This is a genomic window from Citricoccus sp. I39-566 (genome assembly GCF_031432995.1).
GTDB lineage: Bacteria > Actinomycetota > Actinomycetes > Actinomycetales > Micrococcaceae > Citricoccus > Citricoccus nitrophenolicus_A.
The window spans coordinates 3,220,457-3,238,349 of the sequence record NZ_CP133842.1 but is presented as its reverse complement, the minus strand read 5'-3'; the positions used below and the strand labels follow the sequence as shown (position 1 = coordinate 3,238,349).

12 protein-coding genes and 2 pseudogenes are annotated in these 17,893 nt (G+C 61.8%); 11 read left to right on the top strand and 3 right to left on the bottom strand.

Features of this window, described 5'->3' with window-relative positions; all coding sequences use genetic code 11:
* Window positions 1-15 precede the first annotated feature (15 nt).
* From RE421_RS14805 to RE421_RS14770, 8 genes are all read left to right on the top strand, one after another.
* Window positions 16-1,782 carry a nucleoside-diphosphate sugar epimerase/dehydratase gene (locus RE421_RS14805; RefSeq protein ID WP_309811662.1) on the top strand — a complete coding sequence of 589 codons (1,767 nt, stop codon included), beginning with the start codon at window positions 16-18 and terminating at the stop codon, window positions 1,780-1,782.
* 55 nt (window positions 1,783-1,837) lie between these two features.
* Window positions 1,838-3,727 carry a GNAT family N-acetyltransferase gene (locus RE421_RS14800; protein WP_309811659.1) on the top strand — a complete coding sequence of 630 codons (1,890 nt, stop codon included), beginning with the start codon at window positions 1,838-1,840 and terminating at the stop codon, window positions 3,725-3,727.
* A complete protein-coding gene (locus tag RE421_RS14795) occupies window positions 3,720-4,898 on the top strand; it encodes a DegT/DnrJ/EryC1/StrS aminotransferase family protein (RefSeq protein ID WP_309811657.1) in 1,179 nt (392 codons plus the stop codon). Before RE421_RS14800 ends, RE421_RS14795 begins: the two co-directional genes overlap by 8 nt.
* Window positions 4,895-5,485, top strand: a complete 591-nt coding sequence (locus RE421_RS14790; RefSeq protein WP_309811653.1) for a sugar transferase — start codon at window positions 4,895-4,897, stop codon at window positions 5,483-5,485. The genes RE421_RS14795 and RE421_RS14790 overlap by 4 nt, the downstream gene beginning before the upstream one ends.
* A 46-nt stretch (window positions 5,486-5,531) precedes the next feature.
* Window positions 5,532-6,578 carry an SDR family NAD(P)-dependent oxidoreductase gene (locus RE421_RS14785; RefSeq protein ID WP_309811651.1) on the top strand — a complete coding sequence of 349 codons (1,047 nt, stop codon included), beginning with the start codon at window positions 5,532-5,534 and terminating at the stop codon, window positions 6,576-6,578.
* Window positions 6,575-7,678, top strand: a complete 1,104-nt coding sequence (locus RE421_RS14780) for an NAD-dependent epimerase/dehydratase family protein (protein ID WP_309811649.1) — start codon at window positions 6,575-6,577, stop codon at window positions 7,676-7,678. Before RE421_RS14785 ends, RE421_RS14780 begins: the two co-directional genes overlap by 4 nt.
* A gap of 28 nt (window positions 7,679-7,706) precedes the next feature.
* Entirely contained in the window at window positions 7,707-8,816 is a 1,110-nt protein-coding gene (gene wecB / locus RE421_RS14775; protein ID WP_309817452.1) for a non-hydrolyzing UDP-N-acetylglucosamine 2-epimerase, read from the top strand.
* 108 nt (window positions 8,817-8,924) lie between these two features.
* Window positions 8,925-9,998, top strand: a complete 1,074-nt coding sequence (locus tag RE421_RS14770; protein ID WP_309811646.1) for a glycosyltransferase — start codon at window positions 8,925-8,927, stop codon at window positions 9,996-9,998.
* Window positions 9,999-10,255: 257 nt separating this feature from the next.
* On the opposite strand, the pseudogene RE421_RS14765 reads toward RE421_RS14770, so the two are convergent.
* Window positions 10,256-11,562: pseudogene (locus RE421_RS14765) on the bottom strand (ISL3 family transposase).
* 111 nt (window positions 11,563-11,673) lie between these two features.
* Between RE421_RS14765 and RE421_RS14760 the strand changes: the two are divergent.
* Window positions 11,674-12,096 carry an ATP-binding protein gene (locus RE421_RS14760; protein ID WP_309811643.1) on the top strand — a complete coding sequence of 141 codons (423 nt, stop codon included), beginning with the start codon at window positions 11,674-11,676 and terminating at the stop codon, window positions 12,094-12,096.
* 346 nt (window positions 12,097-12,442) lie between these two features.
* Here the strand turns inward: RE421_RS14760 and RE421_RS14755 are convergent, their stop codons facing one another.
* Window positions 12,443-13,612: a hypothetical protein gene (locus tag RE421_RS14755; RefSeq protein WP_309811641.1), complete on the bottom strand. Its 1,170-nt coding sequence runs from the start codon at window positions 13,610-13,612 to the stop codon at window positions 12,443-12,445.
* A gap of 141 nt (window positions 13,613-13,753) precedes the next feature.
* A complete protein-coding gene (locus RE421_RS14750; RefSeq protein WP_309811637.1) occupies window positions 13,754-15,217 on the bottom strand; it encodes a UDP-glucose/GDP-mannose dehydrogenase family protein in 1,464 nt (487 codons plus the stop codon).
* A 156-nt stretch (window positions 15,218-15,373) separates the two neighbouring features.
* Between RE421_RS14750 and rfbB the strand changes: the two are divergent.
* Together rfbB and RE421_RS14740 are read left to right on the top strand one after the other, a co-directional pair.
* Window positions 15,374-16,360: pseudogene (gene rfbB, locus RE421_RS14745) on the top strand (dTDP-glucose 4,6-dehydratase).
* Entirely contained in the window at window positions 16,360-17,820 is a 1,461-nt protein-coding gene (locus RE421_RS14740; RefSeq protein ID WP_309811635.1) for a bifunctional dTDP-4-dehydrorhamnose 3,5-epimerase family protein/NAD(P)-dependent oxidoreductase, read from the top strand. The pseudogene rfbB and the gene RE421_RS14740 overlap by 1 nt, the downstream one beginning before the upstream one ends.
* Window positions 17,821-17,893 lie beyond the last annotated feature (73 nt).

Below are 17,893 nucleotides of genomic sequence, written 5' to 3'. Positions count from 1 at the left end.
CGGACTCGAACACGCGTGGCCAGAACGGCGTTCTTCGCCGTCGATATGGTGAGTTGGTTCGCCATGATCCTCTTCGCCGCGTGGCTCAGGTACGAGTTCGACTTCGTGCAGATGGGCTGGGGACGGCTTCTCCTCTTCGGGCTGGTCGCCGCAGCACTACAGGCCATCCTGGGGCTGGTCAGCGGCATCTACCGGGGCCGGCATGTCTACGGCACCTTCGATGAGGTCAAGACATTGACCTACATTGTGGTTCTCGTGGGACTGATCACCACGGTGCTGATGTTGGTTGTGGGCAATGTGTTCGAAACGCCTCGGAGTACCGGGATCATCGCCACGCCGATGGCACTGATCTGCATGTTGGGGGTCCGGTACATCTACCGGCTTTCGATGGAACGGCGGCGAAAGCCGGGCAGCACTGCCAAGGCGACCATTGTCTATGGTGCTGGTTATCTTGGCGAGACAGTCGTCCGGCGCATGCAGACGGACGCTGATTCTGAATACCGTCCCGTGGCCCTCCTCGACGACGATCCACAGCTCTCGAATCTGGAGATCCGAGGCGTCAAGGTCATGGGCGGTTTCGACGAGTTGGATGATGTGGCGGAGAAGACCGGGGCGAAGGAGCTCGTCCTGGCCATCGGGCGAGCGGACTCTGCTTTGGTCCGGGAGATCTCCGACGCGGCAGGCGAAGCAGGGCTACATGTTCGGGTCCTTCCGCTGATGGAACAGATCATGGCCGGTCACACCAAGCTCTCGGATCTCCGTGACATCTCGATCGAGGACCTGATCGGCCGCAATCCGGTCGACACGGAGGTCGAATCCATCGCCGACTACATCGCTGGAAAGCGAGTGCTGGTCACCGGCGCTGGCGGGTCCATCGGATCGGAACTCTGCCGGCAGATCTCCAAGTACGCGCCGACCGAGCTCATCATGCTCGACCGCGACGAGACCGGCCTGCAGATGGCGCAATTGGGTACCGTCGGTCATGGATTGCTCCACACACGGGACGTTGTGCTGGCCGACATCCGCGAGCCCGACGCCTTGGAGAGGATTTTCCAGGACCGCAAGCCGCAAGTGGTCTACCACGCAGCCGCACTCAAGCACCTGCCGATGCTGGAGCAGTATCCGGAAGAGGCCTGGAAGACCAACGTTCTGGGCACCTTGAACGTTCTCAATGCAGCCCGGAATGCGGACGTGGAGACCTTCATTAACATCAGCACGGACAAGGCGGCTAACCCCACGAGTGTGCTGGGGCACTCTAAGCGGGTCGCCGAGAAGTTGACGGCCTGGATGGCCCAGGAGACGGACCGTCCCTATCTCTCTGTCCGGTTCGGCAACGTCATCGGAAGCCGCGGTTCGATGTTGCCGACGTTCCGCTCCCTCATTGAAAGGGGTGGACCGGTGACGGTCACCCACCCTGACGTCACCCGGTACTTCATGACCATCCCCGAGGCCTGCCAGTTGGTGGTCCAAGCCGGAGCGATCGGGGCACCTGCCGAGGTCCTCATCCTGGATATGGGTGAGCCCGTCAAGATCCTCGACATCGCGGAGCGGATGATCGAGATGTCCGGTAAGGACATCGAGATCTCGTTCACCGGACTGCGCGAGGGCGAGAAGATGCACGAAGAGCTCGTGGGACTCGGGGAGGGCGACGAGCGCCCATACCACCCCAAAATCTCCCATGCCCACGTGCATACGTTGTCCCCGATGGACATGAACAAGGACGTCTGGCTGGATCGTTGCGGCAAACACGAGGATCACCACGAAGCACATGGTGTCGCGTGAAGTTCACTTGCTTTCTGCTAAAGGTGACAAGGGACGAAGGTTGGGTGGCGGCCGCATGAGAATCGGGATGATCACCCAGTGGTACGACCCGGAGCCAGGGCCGGCCGCCTTGCCTGGGGTCCTCGCCAGGGAACTGGTGAAGCGGGGACACAGTGTCAACGTAGTGACGGGGTTTCCCAACTATCCGAAGGGGGTTCTGGCAGCCGGATATCAACTACGCCCACGCATGCGAGAGACCTTGGACGGGGTCAACGTCACGAGGACCTATCTCTTTCCGAGCCACGACGATTCTCTGACCAAGCGACTGGTCAACTACGGTTCGTTTGGGCTCAGTGCCGCAGCCCTGGGATTGGACTCCCTGCGGGGAGCAGATGTCATCTGGGTCAACTACTCGCCGATCACCGTGGCGTTGCCCATGCTCCTTCAGCGCTACCTTCGGGGCACCCCCATCGTCAGCGAGGTCGCAGACCTGTGGCCCGATACGGTGATGGTCTCAGGATTCACCTCCGGCAGCGCCGCCGAACGCGTCGCCGGTCCGGTGCTCGATGCCTGGGTGTCCGCGATGTACAAGGCTTCAGACGCCGTCGTGCATATTGCCCCCAGCGTTGGTCAGACTCTGATGAGCCGAGGGGTCCCCGCTGGGAAGATCACCTATATACCCAAGCCGGCCAATGAACGGGTCTTTCATCCGCAGGGCTTGTCCATGCGCAATGAACTGGGAATCGACGAGGACCGGGTGGTGCTTGTCTATGCGGGTGCCATGGGGAAGGCGCAGGGTCTCGAAACCCTGATGAAGGCGAGCCAGTCACTGGATCCGGCGCGCGTGGTCTGCCTCATGGCCGGTGGGGGCAACGAGGAAGACCATTTGAGGAGCCTCGCGGCAGCCGCTCCGGCCGTACGGTTCCTGGGTCGGGTGCCCCAGGAACGGATGACCGACCTGATGGCGACAGCGGACATCGCCTACATCAGTCTGGTGGACGATCCACTCACCCCGATGACCATGCCGAGTAAAACTCAGGCAATCCTCGCGTCGGGCACGGCCGCACTGGTGGCGGCCAGCGGCGATGTTGTTGACGTGGTGGCCTCGACCGGTGCCGGCAAAGCCGTCGACCAGACTGACCCTGCCGACATTGCGCGGGGGATTCAACAACTGGCAGGTCTGGGCCGCAGCGGATTAGCCGCGATGGGATCCACCGCGCGAGAGGTTTATCTCAGCCAGTTCAGCCTCGCAAAGACCACGGATCTGGCAGAACGCACTCTGTCAGTTGCTGCCGGGAACCCGCGAGGCTCGCGGGCCGGGGGACCACCGCTGAGTTTCGTCCCGCTCCGGCGAGCCCATGTGGAGTCCGTTGCGGAACTCCATCGACAGGCCTTCCCGGACTTCTTCCTCACGAAACTCGGCTCTGGTTTCCTGCGGGAGTTCTACCGTGGGTTCCTGGGGGACGTGACTGCGGTCACCACCGTCCTGTTGGACGGCGCCGGAAGCATTAGGGGGGCGGCCGTGGGAACTACCGAGCCTGCAGGGTTCTTCAAGCGGCTTCTGAAGCGACGCCTCGCGGGGTTCGCCACCCAGAGCGCCAGCGTGGTTATCCGGAACCCTCTCCACGCGCCGCGCTTGATGAGGGCCGTGGGCTACCGCGGGGAAGTCCCCGACAGCCTCCCTGGAGCAGCACTCCTGAGCTCGATCTGCGTCGATCCAGGCTTGCAGGGGCAAGGCGCAGGCCGCCTCCTCCTTGACGCATGGACGGCCCAGGCTGAACTACAGGGCGCCTCGTCCACCGTCCTGACTACCGACGCCGACGGTAATGACAGCGTTAATGCCTTCTATCGCCGCCTCAGATGGACCGTGCACGACGAATACACGACGCCTGAGGGCCGCCGGATGAACCGATACGTCAAGGCCCTAAACGTTTCTGCCCCTGAGAGGACTTCTGACGATGACTGAGACGACAGTGAACGACGCCTTCCTGCCCTTCGCCCGGCCCGATATCACTGAAGCTGAAATCGAGGCAGTCACCCAGACGATTCGTTCAGGATGGCTGACGACCGGCCCGAACGCCGCGGCCTTCGAAAAGGAGATGGCCGAATTCCTTGGTGGCGGTGACATTACCTGTGTCGCCGTCAACTCGGCCACGGCCGGTCTGCATTTGGCTGTTGAAGCCTTGGGGATCGGACCGGGTGACGAAGTGCTCGTCCCCACATGGACGTTCACGTCAACCGCGGAGGTCGTCAGGTATGTCGGAGCCGATCCCGTGCTCGTGGATGTGGATCCAGTTACGTTGAACATCGACTTCAGTGACGCAGAACAGAAGCTCACAGGCCGCACGAAGGCGGTGATGCCGGTGCATCTGGCCGGTATTCCGGTGGATGCCAGAGAACTTGAGGACTTCGCCACCCGGCATCAGCTGCTGGTGATCGAGGACGCGGCCCATGCCTTCCCCGTGAAGTCGAACGGAAAATTCGTCGGCAATTCCACCTCAGACGCGGTGGTGTTCAGCTTCTATGCGACGAAGACGATCACGACTGGCGAGGGCGGCATGGTGATGGTCCGATCCGAGGAAAAGGCACAGCGCATGCGCACCATGCGTCTGCACGGGATCAGTAGAGACGTGTTCAACCGCTATCAGTCGACCGTGCCTGCCTGGCGCTATGACGTCGTGGCACCCGGGTTCAAGTACAACCTTCCGGATACTGCCGCGGCTATGGGGCGTGTACAGCTGGGGCGAGCCGTCGAGATGCGGGACAAGCGGAGGGCCATCGCCCACCGTTACCTGGACGCGTTCCGGGATCTACCCGTCGAGTCACCAATGGTCCCCGAGGACCCTGAGAACCATGCCTGGCACCTCTTCATGCTTCGCATCGACGCCGGCGCTGCGGGAATGCACCGTGACGAGTTCATCAACCGCATGAGCGAAGAAGGTGTCGGAACCTCGGTTCACTTCATCCCGCTCCACCTGCACCCGTACTGGAGTGATGCCTGCGGTGCAGCGGATACAGACTTTCCAGCGGCCACCCGCGAGTTCGAGAGGACAGTTAGTCTCCCGATTTTCTCCTCGATGACCGATGGTGACGTGGACAAGGTCATTGGCGCTGTCCGTAAGGTGCTGACGAGGTGATCAAACGGGTATTCGACACGATCGTCTCGGCAGCGGCCTTAGTGGTCACTAGCCCCGCACTGGCTGTCGTGGCCGTCACTATCAAAGCGACATCCCCAGGCCCGGTGTTCTTCACTCAGGAACGTGTCGGGCGGTATGGCCGGAAGTTCAGGATTCACAAGTTTCGGACCATGCGGCCCGACCACGGGGGGCTGGCCGTCTCCGGCACGGGAGATCCACGGGTGACACGCATCGGCGCGATCCTTCGCAAGACCAAGTTGGATGAGATCCCGCAGTTCTACGATGTGCTCCGCGGCGATATGTCGTTGGTGGGGCCTCGCCCTGAGGTTCCCGTGTACGTTGCCCAGTGGCCCGCTGAGATGCGACCGGTCATCCTGTCAGTGAGGCCAGGGATCACGGATCCGGCGTCCATCGAGTTTCGGAACGAGGGCGACGAACTGGCTCTGGCCACGGATCCTGAGTTGCATTATGTGAACTCGATTCTTCCGAGAAAGGCCGCTGCATACGTGGAATACGTGCAGCACAGGTCTTTGGTGGGGGACCTGAAGATTCTTGGCAACACCGCGAAAGTGGTGCTGTTCCGGTGAGAGCAGTCAGCAGTCAGACAATGACGAAGAACTATGGAGGACAACAGTGAGCGACAAGAGCGAGCCGATACAGGCGGTTCCCGAGTCCGTTCTGATCACCGGCGGCACTGGCAGCTTCGGCCACCGCATGGTGCGCTACCTACTCGACCAGGGCAGCGAACGGGTCCACGTCCTGAGCCGCGATGAGGCCAAGCAGGATCAGATGCGCCATGATCTCGGTGACAACCGGATCCGTTACTTCCTCGGCGATGTCCGAGACTATGACAGCATCCGTGCTTCCATGCAGGGAGTGACTCATGTCTTCCATGCGGCGGCGCTCAAGCAGGTGCCGTCGGCGGAGTTCTTCCCGATGCAGGCCGTCAAGACCAACGTCACGGGCAGCGAGAACGTCGTCAAGGCCGCGGAGGAGGTCGGCGTCGAATCCGTAGTGTGCCTCAGCACCGATAAGGCGGTGTACCCGGTCAACGCCATGGGCATGACCAAGGCGCTGATGGAAAAGGTCGCCCAGGCTCACGGCCTAGAGAATCCGCAGGCCAAGACAGTGGTCTCCTGCGTGCGCTATGGCAACGTCCTGTACTCCAGGGGCAGCGTGGTCCCGCTGTTTATCAACCAACTCAAGGCCGGGAAGAAGATCACGGTCACGGACCCTGAGATGACGCGGTTCATGATGAGTCTCGATCAGAGCGTGGATTTGGTGCACTATGCCATGAACAACGCCGAACAGGGCGATCTGTTCATACGAAAGGTCCCCTCGTGCGCCATCGGGACACTGGCAGCTGCCGTCTGTGAGCTCTTCGACCGTGCACCGGACATAAACATCATCGGCACACGCCATGGGGAAAAGCTCTCCGAGCAGCTGGCCACTCGCGAGGAATTGGCGCGCGCAGTGGATCACGGCGACTATTTCCGGGTGACTGCAGACAAGCGGCAGCTCGACTACACACCCTTCTTCGAGGAGGGCAGCAAGACGGTGAACGCCTATGAGGACTACGACTCGCATACCGCCCGGCACATGGATGTCGAGGAGACCAAGGACCTTCTGTTGAGCCTTCCCGAAATCCAGCGTGAGCGAAAGAATTGGGGGCTGGCGTGAGTATCATCGCAGCAACCGGTGCTGGTGGCTTCCTGGGATGGCACCTTCGGATCCGGAACTTCTCCAGGACGGGTGAGGACGTCCGTCCCATTCACCTCGGCGACGGCTTCGACCTGGCTGTTGCGACCTCGGCTATCGACGGCGCTGACCGGCTCGTCCACCTGGCCGGCGTCAACCGTGGCACGGATGAGGAGGTTGCCGAGGGCAACCGACTAATGGCCGGGCAGATCGCCGAAGCCCTCCGGAACGCTCCGAACCGGCCGGAGACAGTGGTTTTTGCCAATTCGATCCAGGCGGGCAACGGATCGGAATACGGTTCGGCCAAGCAGGACGCAGCGCGCATCCTGGAGGACGCCTGCCGGGAGCTGGGCCTGGCGTTCGTGGACCTGCTTCTCCCCAACCTCTTCGGCGAGCACGGGAAGCCGTTCTACAACTCCGTGGTCGCGACGTTCTGCCACCTGACGGCCAACGGAGAACCCGTCCAGGTGAAGCAGGACAAAGTGCTCCAACTTATGCACGCCCAGGTGGCCGCAATGGCGCTCCTGGATGCGCATGCGTCCCAGGATTTGGGCACCTACCGCACATCAGACGTCACTGTCTCGGAGATCGCCCGAAAGCTGTCCCGCTTCCACGAGATCTATTCGCGATCGGAGATCCCGGATCTAACTGACGTCTTCGATCGGGACCTGTTCAACACCTACCGCTCCTTCGCCTTTGAGGTCCAGCCTGCGCTACCGCTCCAGCCGCGCGCCGATGGGCGGGGGCAACTGGTGGAGACGGTTAAGAGCCATGGGGGTGAGGGACAGACGTTCTTCTCCACCACAAAGCCGGGCGTGGTACGCGGCCAGCACTACCACCTGCGAAAGATCGAGCGATTCGTGGTACTGGCCGGTGAGGCCTCGCTCGGGCTGCGACGCATGTTCTCCACGGAGACGATGACGATCAACGTCACCGGTGACCACCCCCGGGCTGTGGACATGCCCATCGGCTGGGTGCACAACATCTGCAATACGGGAGCGGACGTAGACGTGCTCACCCAGTTCTGGACCAACGAAATCTTCAACCCCGATGACACTGACACGTTCTACCAGGAAGTCTGAGGCTGCTGTGGCCAAGAAGCTAAAAGTCATGACCGTTGTGGGGACCCGGCCGGAGATCATCCGCCTGGCGTGCGTAATCCGCCGGCTGGAGGCCACTACAGACCACGTCTTGGTTCACACAGGCCAGAACTATGACTACAACCTCAATGAGGTCTTCTTCCGGGACTTGGGGTTGCGAAGCCCGGACCATGTCCTGAACGTGGACACCTCGTCCCTAGGGGCAGTGCTGGGTGACGTGCTGCGAGGCACCGAGCGGATGCTTCTGGAGGAGAAGCCGGACGCCATGGTGGTCTTGGGGGACACCAACAGCTGTGTCTCGGCCATTATGGGCAAACGGCTTAAGGTGCCGGTGTTCCACCTAGAGGCCGGAAACCGCTCCTTCGACCCTAATGTTCCCGAGGAAATCAACCGGCACCTCGTGGACCATGTCAGCGACTACAACCTCGTCTACACGGAGCACTCTCGGCGTAACCTCCTGTCGGAGGGCCTGCACCCGCGAGACGTGATGGTGATGGGCTCCCCGATGCTTGAAGTACTGACCGCTTACCGCGACCAAATCGATGCCTCCGATGTCCTGGGTCGGCTCGGACTGGAGCCGGGAGGATACCTGTTAGCCAGCGTGCACCGAGAGGAGAACGTGGACCGGAAAGACCGCCTCGAGCAGGTCCTCCGTTCCCTGCAGTCCGTAGCGGCAGACCAAGATGTCCCGTTCCTCGTTTCCACACATCCTCGGACGAAGAAGCGCATCGAAGAATACGGCTTGGAAACCACGAGCAACCTGAGATTGCACGAGCCTCTCGGGTTCCATGACTACAACAAGCTCCAGCTTTCCGCCCGGTGCGTGATCTCTGACTCGGGCACGATCTCTGAAGAATCCTCAATGCTGGGGTTCCCTGCTGTGACTTTACGAGACGCCATCGAACGTCCCGAAGCACTCGATACTGGCGCCATCATCACAACGGGTTTGAATCCGCATGACGTCGTCGACGCAGTTCGAATAACGATTCGGCAGCACCAGGATGACGGTCCGACGACGATTCCGAACGACTACCAGATCACTGATTCATCTCGACGTGTAGTGAATTTCATCCGATCCAGCGCGACCACTCATCATATGCGTAGAGGAATTCGACGCTAACTATAGGGGCGCTCCAGGGAAGGGCTGGTTCAAATGAGAATTCTAGTTGCTTGTGCTGGGTTCCCCCCGGCATATCTGGGTGGTGGGCCCATCCGGACGATTGCTGCGATGCTCCGAAGCGCTGATGCTAGACACCAGGTTTGGGTTATAACGAACAATTATGACCATGGGTCGTCGACCCCGTTAGTTCAGGGGAGCGAGGGCTGGATCAATCGAGGTAATGCTAGGGTCCTGTACTTGAATAGGGGGATACGCAGTTTAAGCAAGGGAATTGCGAAGTCTTTATCAAAAAGGCCCGAAGTCGTATACTTGAATGGGATATTTTACCCTCGTCTCTCCATATCTTTCCAACTCCTTTCTCGGCTCAAGGGCGGCACGCTTCTGGTAATTGCTCCCAGGGGCGAACTTGACCCCGGGGCCCTTGCGTTGAAGAGTTCAAAGAAGAGGCTTTATCTACGGCTGTTCAAAGTCGCCAGAATGGATAAACGTGTCATATGGCATGCGTCGACCGAGCTCGAAAAGACCCATATTCAAAACGTAATGGGTAAAAAATCGTTGGTGATTGTGCGTGAGAACGACACAATGTTACCAGCCTTGGCAGACCGCCCAGCCGCAAGGAATCTAGGCAGCCTTCGATTGGTCTTCATGTCTAGGCTTTCGAGAAAGAAGGGTCTGCACGTTCTACTTGCCGCGCTTAAAGGCGTGAAGCAGACTGTGACACTCGATGTCATTGGTCCTGAAGAGGACCTCCAGTATGTGTCAGAGTGTCACGACCTTGCTGCACAGTGTCCGGAGAATGTGGAAATTCGGTTTCGTGGACCAGTGGCCTCAGAGAGGATGAGAGAGACGCTGGCTCAATACGATCTCATGGCATTCCCGACGGCCGGTGAGAATTTTGGGCATGTGATTGCCGAGAGCCTTTCCGTTGGCTGTCCGGTCTTGTGCTCTGACAAGACTCCGTGGAGTGATCGCCTGAGAGCTGGGGCCGGCCAGATCGTGGACAGTGTGGTTCCAGCAGATTGGGCTGCGGCCATTGATCGATATGCGGAGACGGGGGCGGAGGGTTGGTTTGAAAGCCGTTTGGCTGCAGCTGAGGGCTACGAAGAGTGGATGAGGACTAACGATGCTCCACACTTCTTCGAGCTTATTGAAAAGCAGCTTGAGGACCGAAATCCAGCGTAGCCGAAACTCTTCACGGTTCGTGTGTTCGATGGGGGTCTTCGGGGTAAGCATCTTGAGCGGGTGCCATCGAGGTCAGGCCCGACTCGCACAGGGTGTGGGCGAGGATTGATTGTGCCTAGTTAGATTTCAAGGATATTGAATATTCGGCGTTCTGAGCGCCATCCGTATTGGGTTTGAGAGCCAGTGACCGCTTGAGGCGTTGGGCGCCTTGGGAGCCATCGTTATTTTGGTTCAGAGCCACCTGCTTAGGCGGCTCATCACAATCCGGGGTGTAGCAGTGGCCTGAATCCACCGGATTCCAGCAGGGATCGGGCGATGTAGTTGGTGAGGTTCCGGAACCCGAGGGCCGTCCGCGGAGGTGTTCGAGGCGGCCGTTGATGGCCTCGGTGGGGCCGTTGGAAGTGCCGGGGCGGTCGAAGTAGGCCAGGATGTCCGCCGCCCTCTTCTTCAAGGTCCGGCCCAGCGCTGCCAGTTCGGCGAGCTTCTTCGGCACTGCCCGGCCGAGCTTGGCGATCAACGTGGCCATCATCGTCTTGCCCTTGGCACGGTCCGGCTCCCGGTAGGCGGCGACCATGTGCTGGTAGAACGCCCAGGTGGCCTCGACCTCCACGTGCTCATCCCCGTCGAAGACGTCCTGGATCTTCGAGTACTGCCGATCAGTCAGCAGGTCCGCGCCGGTCAGCAGGGTGCGCCGGGCCTTGTAGAGCGGGTCTCCCTTGCGGCCGCGGTGGCCGTGGACCTGCTGCTGGACCCGGCGCCGGCATTTCTCCACGGCATCCCCGGCCAAGCGGACGACGTGGAAGGGATCCATGACCGCCACCGCGTCGGGCAACTCCTCCTCCGCCGCGGTCTTGAACCCGGTGAAGCCGTCCATGGCCACCACCTCGACGCCGTCCCGCCAGACCTGGCCGCGTTCGGCGAGCCAAGTCTTGAAGACCTGCTTGGACCGGCCCTCGACCATGTCCAACAACCTCGCCGGGCCGGTCCCGGCCCGTAGCGGGGAGAGGTCGATGATCACGGTGACGTACTTGTCCCCACGGCGGGTGTGGCGCCACACGTGCTCGTCCACGCCGATCGCGGTGACGCCGTCGAACCGGGACGGGTCGTCGATCAGAATCCGCTTGCCCTCGGCGAGGACGGCGTCGTTGGCGGTGTTCCACCGCACTGCCAGTGACTCGGCGACCCGGGCGACGGTCAGATGGCCGATCACCAGGGCCTCCAGAGACCAGCGCAGGGCCTGGCGGGAGAGCTTGGCCTTGGGTTCGGCCGCGGCGGTGGTGTCCTGGCGCCAGACGTGGGCGCAGTCGGCGCATCGGTAGCGCCGAACCGTGATGTGCAGGCTGGTGGGTCGCCAGCCCAGCGGCTCGTGGGCCAGCCGGCGAATCACGGTGCCGCGTGGTGTGCCCTGGGATCCGCAGCGGTGGCACCAGTCGTCAGGCTCGACCACCTTGCAGGCCAGCACCGCCCGATCTGGCTCCAGACGTTGGCCGGTGGCTTCGAGGCCAAGCTCGTCCAGTCGGCAGAACTTGGTCAGGTCACAGCTGTCGAAGGTAGCGTTGGGCACGTCGAGGTCTTTCAGATGGCTGGCGTAGGAACCTCCATCTTCGGAAGGCCTCGACCTCTATCCAGCCAATGACGCGCCGATCCTCCGAGAACCCCGTCTACACCCTCAATTGTGAAGAGCCGGAGGTCCTATCTGGGGTGCGCGCTGGCCAAGCAGGCCTGCCAGCACCGGATCCGGGCGCACTACATCCGGATGCCGGACCTGGCCGAGGCCTGGACCCTGGCCCGGGACAAGCCCCACGGGCAGCGGACGTTCTTGAAGAAATACGCCGCGTTCACCCTGCTGGTCATCGACGAGTGGTTGCTGGACCACCCCGATGAGGGCATGCGCAGCATGCTGCTGGAGCTGCTCGAGCGCCGGTATGGGAACACCTCGACGGTGTTCTGCACCCAGTACGCCCAGAAGGACTGGCACCAGCGACTTGGCTCCGGAGTCCACGCCGACGCCATCATGGACCGGATCGTGCACAACACCCTCTGGATCGAGACCGGCAGCTTCAACATGCGCGAACACACCGCGATGAACGGTCTCTAGAAACCGCCGTTGAGAGCCGGTGGCTCTGACCCCATCGGCCACCGGCTCTCAACGTCAATACAGGTGGCTCTGAAAGGCAATACTGGGTGGCTCTCAGGCCCTCAAATACTCAATATTTCTCTGCCGGCTCGAAACCATGTCGAGGGCTGCGTTCTTTGCCCGCCCTCGTTTCGTCACAGGAATGACGTGACCATGATCGGCAGCATGATCAGTTGTCCACGACCTCACCACCCGGCCGGCGCATGCATATGTCCATCTTTGACCACTGATATACTGTTGGCCAAATGCCTGACAGTAATGGTCTAGAGTGATATTGGTCTGAAATCAGAATGGCTATCATCGATGCTCATAACTGATTCCTGGAATATTTGACGTACGAAATACAAAGAAGTGCAAATTGTAGGATTGTCACGGCAAGCAAGGCCACGATCGCTCCGAGTGCTCCGGCAGTCAGCGCTGCGAAGGGTACGGCCAGCAAGCGAAGGCATCCCACTCCAACGGATATGGCGAGTAGCTCTTTTACTCTAAGGTCGGCCTTGTGTGCAGCGGTGATTGGATATGTCAATGCGTTTAAGAAGGCGTCTATAAATATCCATGGTAGAAGCGGTTGTACCGCTTCCCAGGGATCGCCCAAAAGTATGTGGCCCCAGTAGTAGGCAACGAGGGTCATAAATGCCAGGACGGGGATCTGTAGCCCCCCAGATGCAAACAACCACTTCTGAATTTCTCGACGCCGTTGGGGAGTCCTGACAGTAGTTTTCGCAAGCGGCGATATTGCCGTGGAGTGGACCGTTGCGGACAAGATGTTTGATGGGCCGGTAAATGTGCTCGCTCCTCTGAGAGCGCCGACGATGTCAGGGCCGTGAAGGCCTCCAATTGCTAGGTTTGCTGAGTGGACGGAACCGGCGCCGAATAGCCCCTGTAGGCCGAGGATAAGCGCAGGCCGATTAGTTAGTGAAGTCTTAGGTGGCGCCAGGATTACATGTGTGCGTCGGATAAGTAGTCCACTGCAAATCGTGAGGCCGAGAGACCAGAGGGCAATGACGCCAGTAGGCGAAAGTAGGCTCATCTCAGTCAGCAATGCGGCGATTCCTGTAATGCTGAGATTTAGAAGATCGACGATTGAATTGCCTATCCGTGGCCTATTAGAAGCATTCCATATGCGAAGGAAATCGAATGAGCAGAACCCAATAACCGCCCACGCGGACATGGCAATAATTGTAGATTGCGCTATTGCACCAATGGTAAGGATCAGAATAGACGATGCGCCTATCAGGATGGTGGCCCTGGTGAATGACTGGCTGGTGATCTGCCTGTCGTGATTTCTCGCAAGGGCAACGTTGAGGCAAGACTCGCGAACGGCGATTTGAGCTATGGAGATAGCCGAGTAGGCCAAAGCAAACTCGCCTAGAGCAGCGAGTCCCCCTGACCTAGCCATGATAAAGGTTAGTAGGATGCTTATCACGCTTGTGCTGGCATTGCTGAATAGCATCGAGATTAATCTCATGTGGGTCACCGATCGGCATATTTAGGGGCGCGCGTGAGAGTCTAGATATTTCAGGTTCGCGAATCTTTGAATGACTCAAGGAAAGCCCTGGTCAAATATTGGGTAATTTTTGCCCTTTTGCGAATATGCTAAATGATTTAGTCTTAAATTTCATCTGAAGCGGTGGCCGAGGGCGGCGGTGGTGAAGCCGGCGTCCTGCCAGGTCTGGGGGTCCAGGATGTTGCGGCCGTCGATGAGGTTCTTGCGGTCCACGAGCCGGCCGACATAGTCCGGGTCCATGGTCTTGAATTCGTCCCATTCGGTGAGCAGGATGACCAGGTCGGCGCCGACGAGGGCCTTCTCCAGGGAGTCCACGTACCCCAGGCGGGGGAACCGTTGGGCGGCGTTGGCGTTGCCCTGCGGGTCGTAGGCGGCGACGTCGGCCCCGGCGGTGTAGAGCCGGTTGGCCACATCCAGGGCCGGGGAGTCCCGCACGTCGTCCGAGTTGGGCTTGAACGTCACCCCCAGCATGGCCACCTTCGCCCCGTGCAGGATCTCGACGGCGGCCGGGGACGGGACGCTGCCGGCTCCGTCGGCGCCGGCGGTGCGCGGGCTGGCTGCGGATGAAGGGCCGTGGAGGCTGTGGGAGAGGACCTGGACGGCCAGGTCCACGACGCGGTCGCGGCGGCGCAGGTTGATGTCGTCCATCTCGGCCAGAAAGCGCGTGGTGCGGTCCAGGCCGAGCTCGGAGACCCGGGCCTGCAGGGCCCGGATGTCCTTGGGCAGGCAGCCGCCGCCGAAGCCGACGCCGGCGTTGAGGAACTTCCGCCCGATCCGCGGATCGTGGCCGATCGCGTCGGCCAGGGTGCCGATGTCCCCGCCGACCTGCTCGGTGATCTCACTGAAGGCGTTGATGAAGGAGATCTTGGTGGCCAGGAAGGCGTTGGCGGCGACCTTGACCAGCTCCGCGGTGGCGAAGTCCGTGCGGATCCACGGGGTGTCCTCCGCCAACGACTTCGCGTACACCTGCCGCAGGAGCCCCTCGGCGTGGTCCGATTCCACGCCGACGACGAGCCGGTCCGGGCTCAGGGTGTCCTGCACCGCGTAGCCCTCGCGCAGGAACTCGGGGTTCCACGCCAGCTCCACCTCGCCGGGCAACTGGCCAGCTGCCTGGGCCTCGGTGCGCGTGGTGGCGAGCAGGTCCTTCAGGCGGGCGGCGGTGCCGACCGGGACGGTGGACTTGCCCACGATCAGCGCGTCCCGGGTGATGTGCCGGGCCAGGGAGGTCACAGCGGCGTCCACGAAGCGCAGGTCGGCGGCGGTCTCGCCGGGCTTCTGCGGGGTGCCGACCCCGATGAAGTGCACGTCCGCCCAGGCCCCGACCTCCTCGTAGGAGGTGGTGAACCTCAGCCGGCCGGAATCCACGTGCTTGATCAGCAGCTCCGGCAGGCCGGGCTCGAAGAAGGGCAACTCACCACGTGAGAGCGCCTCGACCTTGGCCGCATCGATGTCCAGGCCCAGCACCTCGAAACCCAGCTCCGCCATGCACGCCGCATGCGTGGCCCCCAGATACCCCGTCCCGATCACCGAGATCCGTAAGCTCACTATCGATGCCCTTTCTCGTTGCCGCGTCATGACAGTCCGCCAGATTGCGAATTGCACCATAGTTATTAATACCAGCTAGGCATCCGTAAACTTGATTCACGCCGTCTGGCCACCATTGCGACGTAAGTGTCGATCAGGTAGCCGATACGGATCCCTGAGTGCATGAGGGGCTCTTACGGTGTGGCTGTGAGCACATTCCTCGTCACCGGCGGCGCCGGCTTCATCGGGTCCAACTTCGTCCACTACGTCCTGGAGTCCACGGACCACCACGTCATCGTGCTGGACAAGCTGACCTATGCCGGCAACCGAGCGTCCCTCGCAGGCCTACCCGCCAACCGCATGACGCTGGTGCAGGGGGACATCGCGGACCTTGACCTCCTCGAGGAGCTGATGCCCCAGGTGGACGCCGTGGTGCACTACGCGGCCGAGTCCCACAACGACAACTCGCTCAACGACCCGCGGCCTTTCGTGGACACCAACATCCTGGGCACCTACACCTTGATCGAGTCCGCCCGCCGGCATGACGTCAGGTTCCACCACATCTCCACGGATGAGGTCTACGGTGATCTTGAGCTTGACGACCCCGAACGGTTCACTGAGACCACCCCGTACAACCCCTCCAGCCCGTATTCCTCTACCAAGGCCGGCTCTGACCTGCTGGTGCGCTCCTTCGGGCTGCGGGCCACCATCTCCAACTGCTCCAACAACTATGGCCCCTACCAGCACGTGGAGAAGTTCATCCCGCGCCAGATCACCAACGTGATGGACGGCGTGCGCCCCCGGCTCTACGGGGAGGGGCTCAACGTGCGGGACTGAATCCACGCCGACGACCATTCCTCGGCCGTGCTGGCCATCCTCGAGCGCGGCCGGTTGGGGGAGACCTACCTCATCGGCGCGGACGGGGAGCAGAACAACAAGTCCGTGATCGAGTCCATCCTCGAGATCATGGGCGAGTCGGTCGACGCCTACGATCACGTGGTGGACCGCCCGGGGCACGACCTGCGCTACGCGATCGACTCCACCAAGCTGCGCACCGAACTCGGTTGGTTCCCGCGATACTCGGACTTCCGAGCGGGGCTGGAGGCCACCGTGCAGTGGTACCGGGATAATGAACCGTGGTGGCGTCCCCAGAAGGCCGCGGCGGAGGCCAAGTACCAGTTGACGGGACAGTGATGGGCACACCTCAGACGGCGGGACAGGAAAGCACGACGGCGGCGGTCCACTTCTCGAAGCACCTCTCCGGCCAGCCCACCACCATCCCCGGGCTCACCCTCTTCGACCTGCCCGTCCACGGGGACAATCGCGGCTGGTTCAAGGAGAACTGGCAACGGCAGAAGATGACCGAACTCGGGCTGCCCGACTTCGGGCCGGTGCAGAACAATATCTCCTTCAACGCCAGCCGTGGCACCACCCGAGGTATCCACGCCGAGCCCTGGGACAAGTACATCTCCGTGGCCACCGGCTCCGTGTTCGGCGCCTGGGTGGACCTGCGTCAGGGCACTACCTTCGGCCGGGTGTTCACCGCTGTGATCGACCCGTCCACTGCGGTCTACGTGCCCCGAGGCGTCGGTAACGCCTTTCAGTCTCTCGAGGACAACACCGCCTACACCTACCTGGTCAACGACCACTGGTCCGCCGAGGCCCAGGCGGAGTACACCTTCCTCAACCTGGCAGACTCCACGGCGGCTTTCAACTGGCCCCTCCCCTTGGAGGAGGCCGAACTCTCGGACAAGGATCGCATCCACCCGCCGCTGACCGAGGTGGTGCCCATGGCTCCGACCACCACGCTGGTGCTCGGCGCCACCGGCCAGCTCGGCCGGGCGCTGTCCCGTCAGTTGGCTGACCGTCCCGGCGTGGAGTTCCTGGGACGGGGCGGGTTCGACCTGGCCGACCCGGCCGCCGTCGAGAGCATCGACTGGCGCCGCGTGGGCACCGTGGTGAACGCCGCCGCCTACACCGCGGTGGACGAGGCCGAGACCGAGAACGGCGGCCAGGCCGCGTGGGCGGCCAACGCCGAGGGCGTGGCCCGGCTCGCGCGGGCCTGTGCGGAGCACCAGGTGACGCTCATCCACGTCTCCACGGACTACGTGTTCGACGGCACCAAGGACAGCGCCTACGACGAGTCCGACACGCTGCGCCCGGTGAACGCCTACGGGACGTCCAAGGCCGCGGGGGACCTGGCCGTCGGCGTGGTGCCGCGGCACTACCTGCTACGGACCTCCTGGGTGATCGGGGAGGGGAAGAACTTCGTGCGCACCATGCAGCAGCTGGTCGAGGGAGGCATCACGCCGTCCGTGGTGTCCGACCAGGTCGGCCGACTGACCTTCACGCGGGATCTGGCCGAGGCGATCGTCCATCTGCGCAATGGCGACGCTCCCTACGGGACGTACAACGTGACCAGCGGCGGTGCACCGGGGAGCTGGGCCGAGGTCGCCCGGCGTGTGTACGCGCACGCCGGCCGGTCGCCACAGGACGTCACCGAGGTGACCACCGAGGAGTACTTCGCCGGGAAGTCCGTGGCGCGCCGGCCGATGAATTCCGTGCTGGACCTGGCCAAGCTCGAGGCCACCGGCTTCACGCCGCGGGGCCAGTGGGAGGCACTGGGGGAGTACCTCGCGGCTTCCCGGCCGTAGACCGGGATCACACCGGCGTCTGGGCCCCCTCACCATAGACTGTTCTTCGGAGTCCGCTTCCATCCGAGGAGAC

What these genes read in the sequence shown, in the direction of transcription:
- RE421_RS14800 (WP_309811659.1), top strand. Translation starts at nt 1,838, where the DNA reads ATGAGAATCGGGATGATCACCCAGTGGTACGACCCGGAGCCAGGGCCG.
- RE421_RS14795 (WP_309811657.1), top strand. Translation starts at nt 3,720, where the DNA reads ATGACTGAGACGACAGTGAACGACGCCTTCCTGCCCTTCGCCCGGCCC.
- wecB (WP_309817452.1), top strand. Translation starts at nt 7,707, where the DNA reads ATGACCGTTGTGGGGACCCGGCCGGAGATCATCCGCCTGGCGTGCGTA.
- RE421_RS14770 (WP_309811646.1), top strand. Translation starts at nt 8,925, where the DNA reads ATGCTCCGAAGCGCTGATGCTAGACACCAGGTTTGGGTTATAACGAAC.
- RE421_RS14750 (WP_309811637.1), bottom strand. Translation starts at nt 15,217, where the DNA reads ATGACGCGGCAACGAGAAAGGGCATCGATAGTGAGCTTACGGATCTCG.
- RE421_RS14740 (WP_309811635.1), top strand. Translation starts at nt 16,360, where the DNA reads ATGGGCACACCTCAGACGGCGGGACAGGAAAGCACGACGGCGGCGGTC.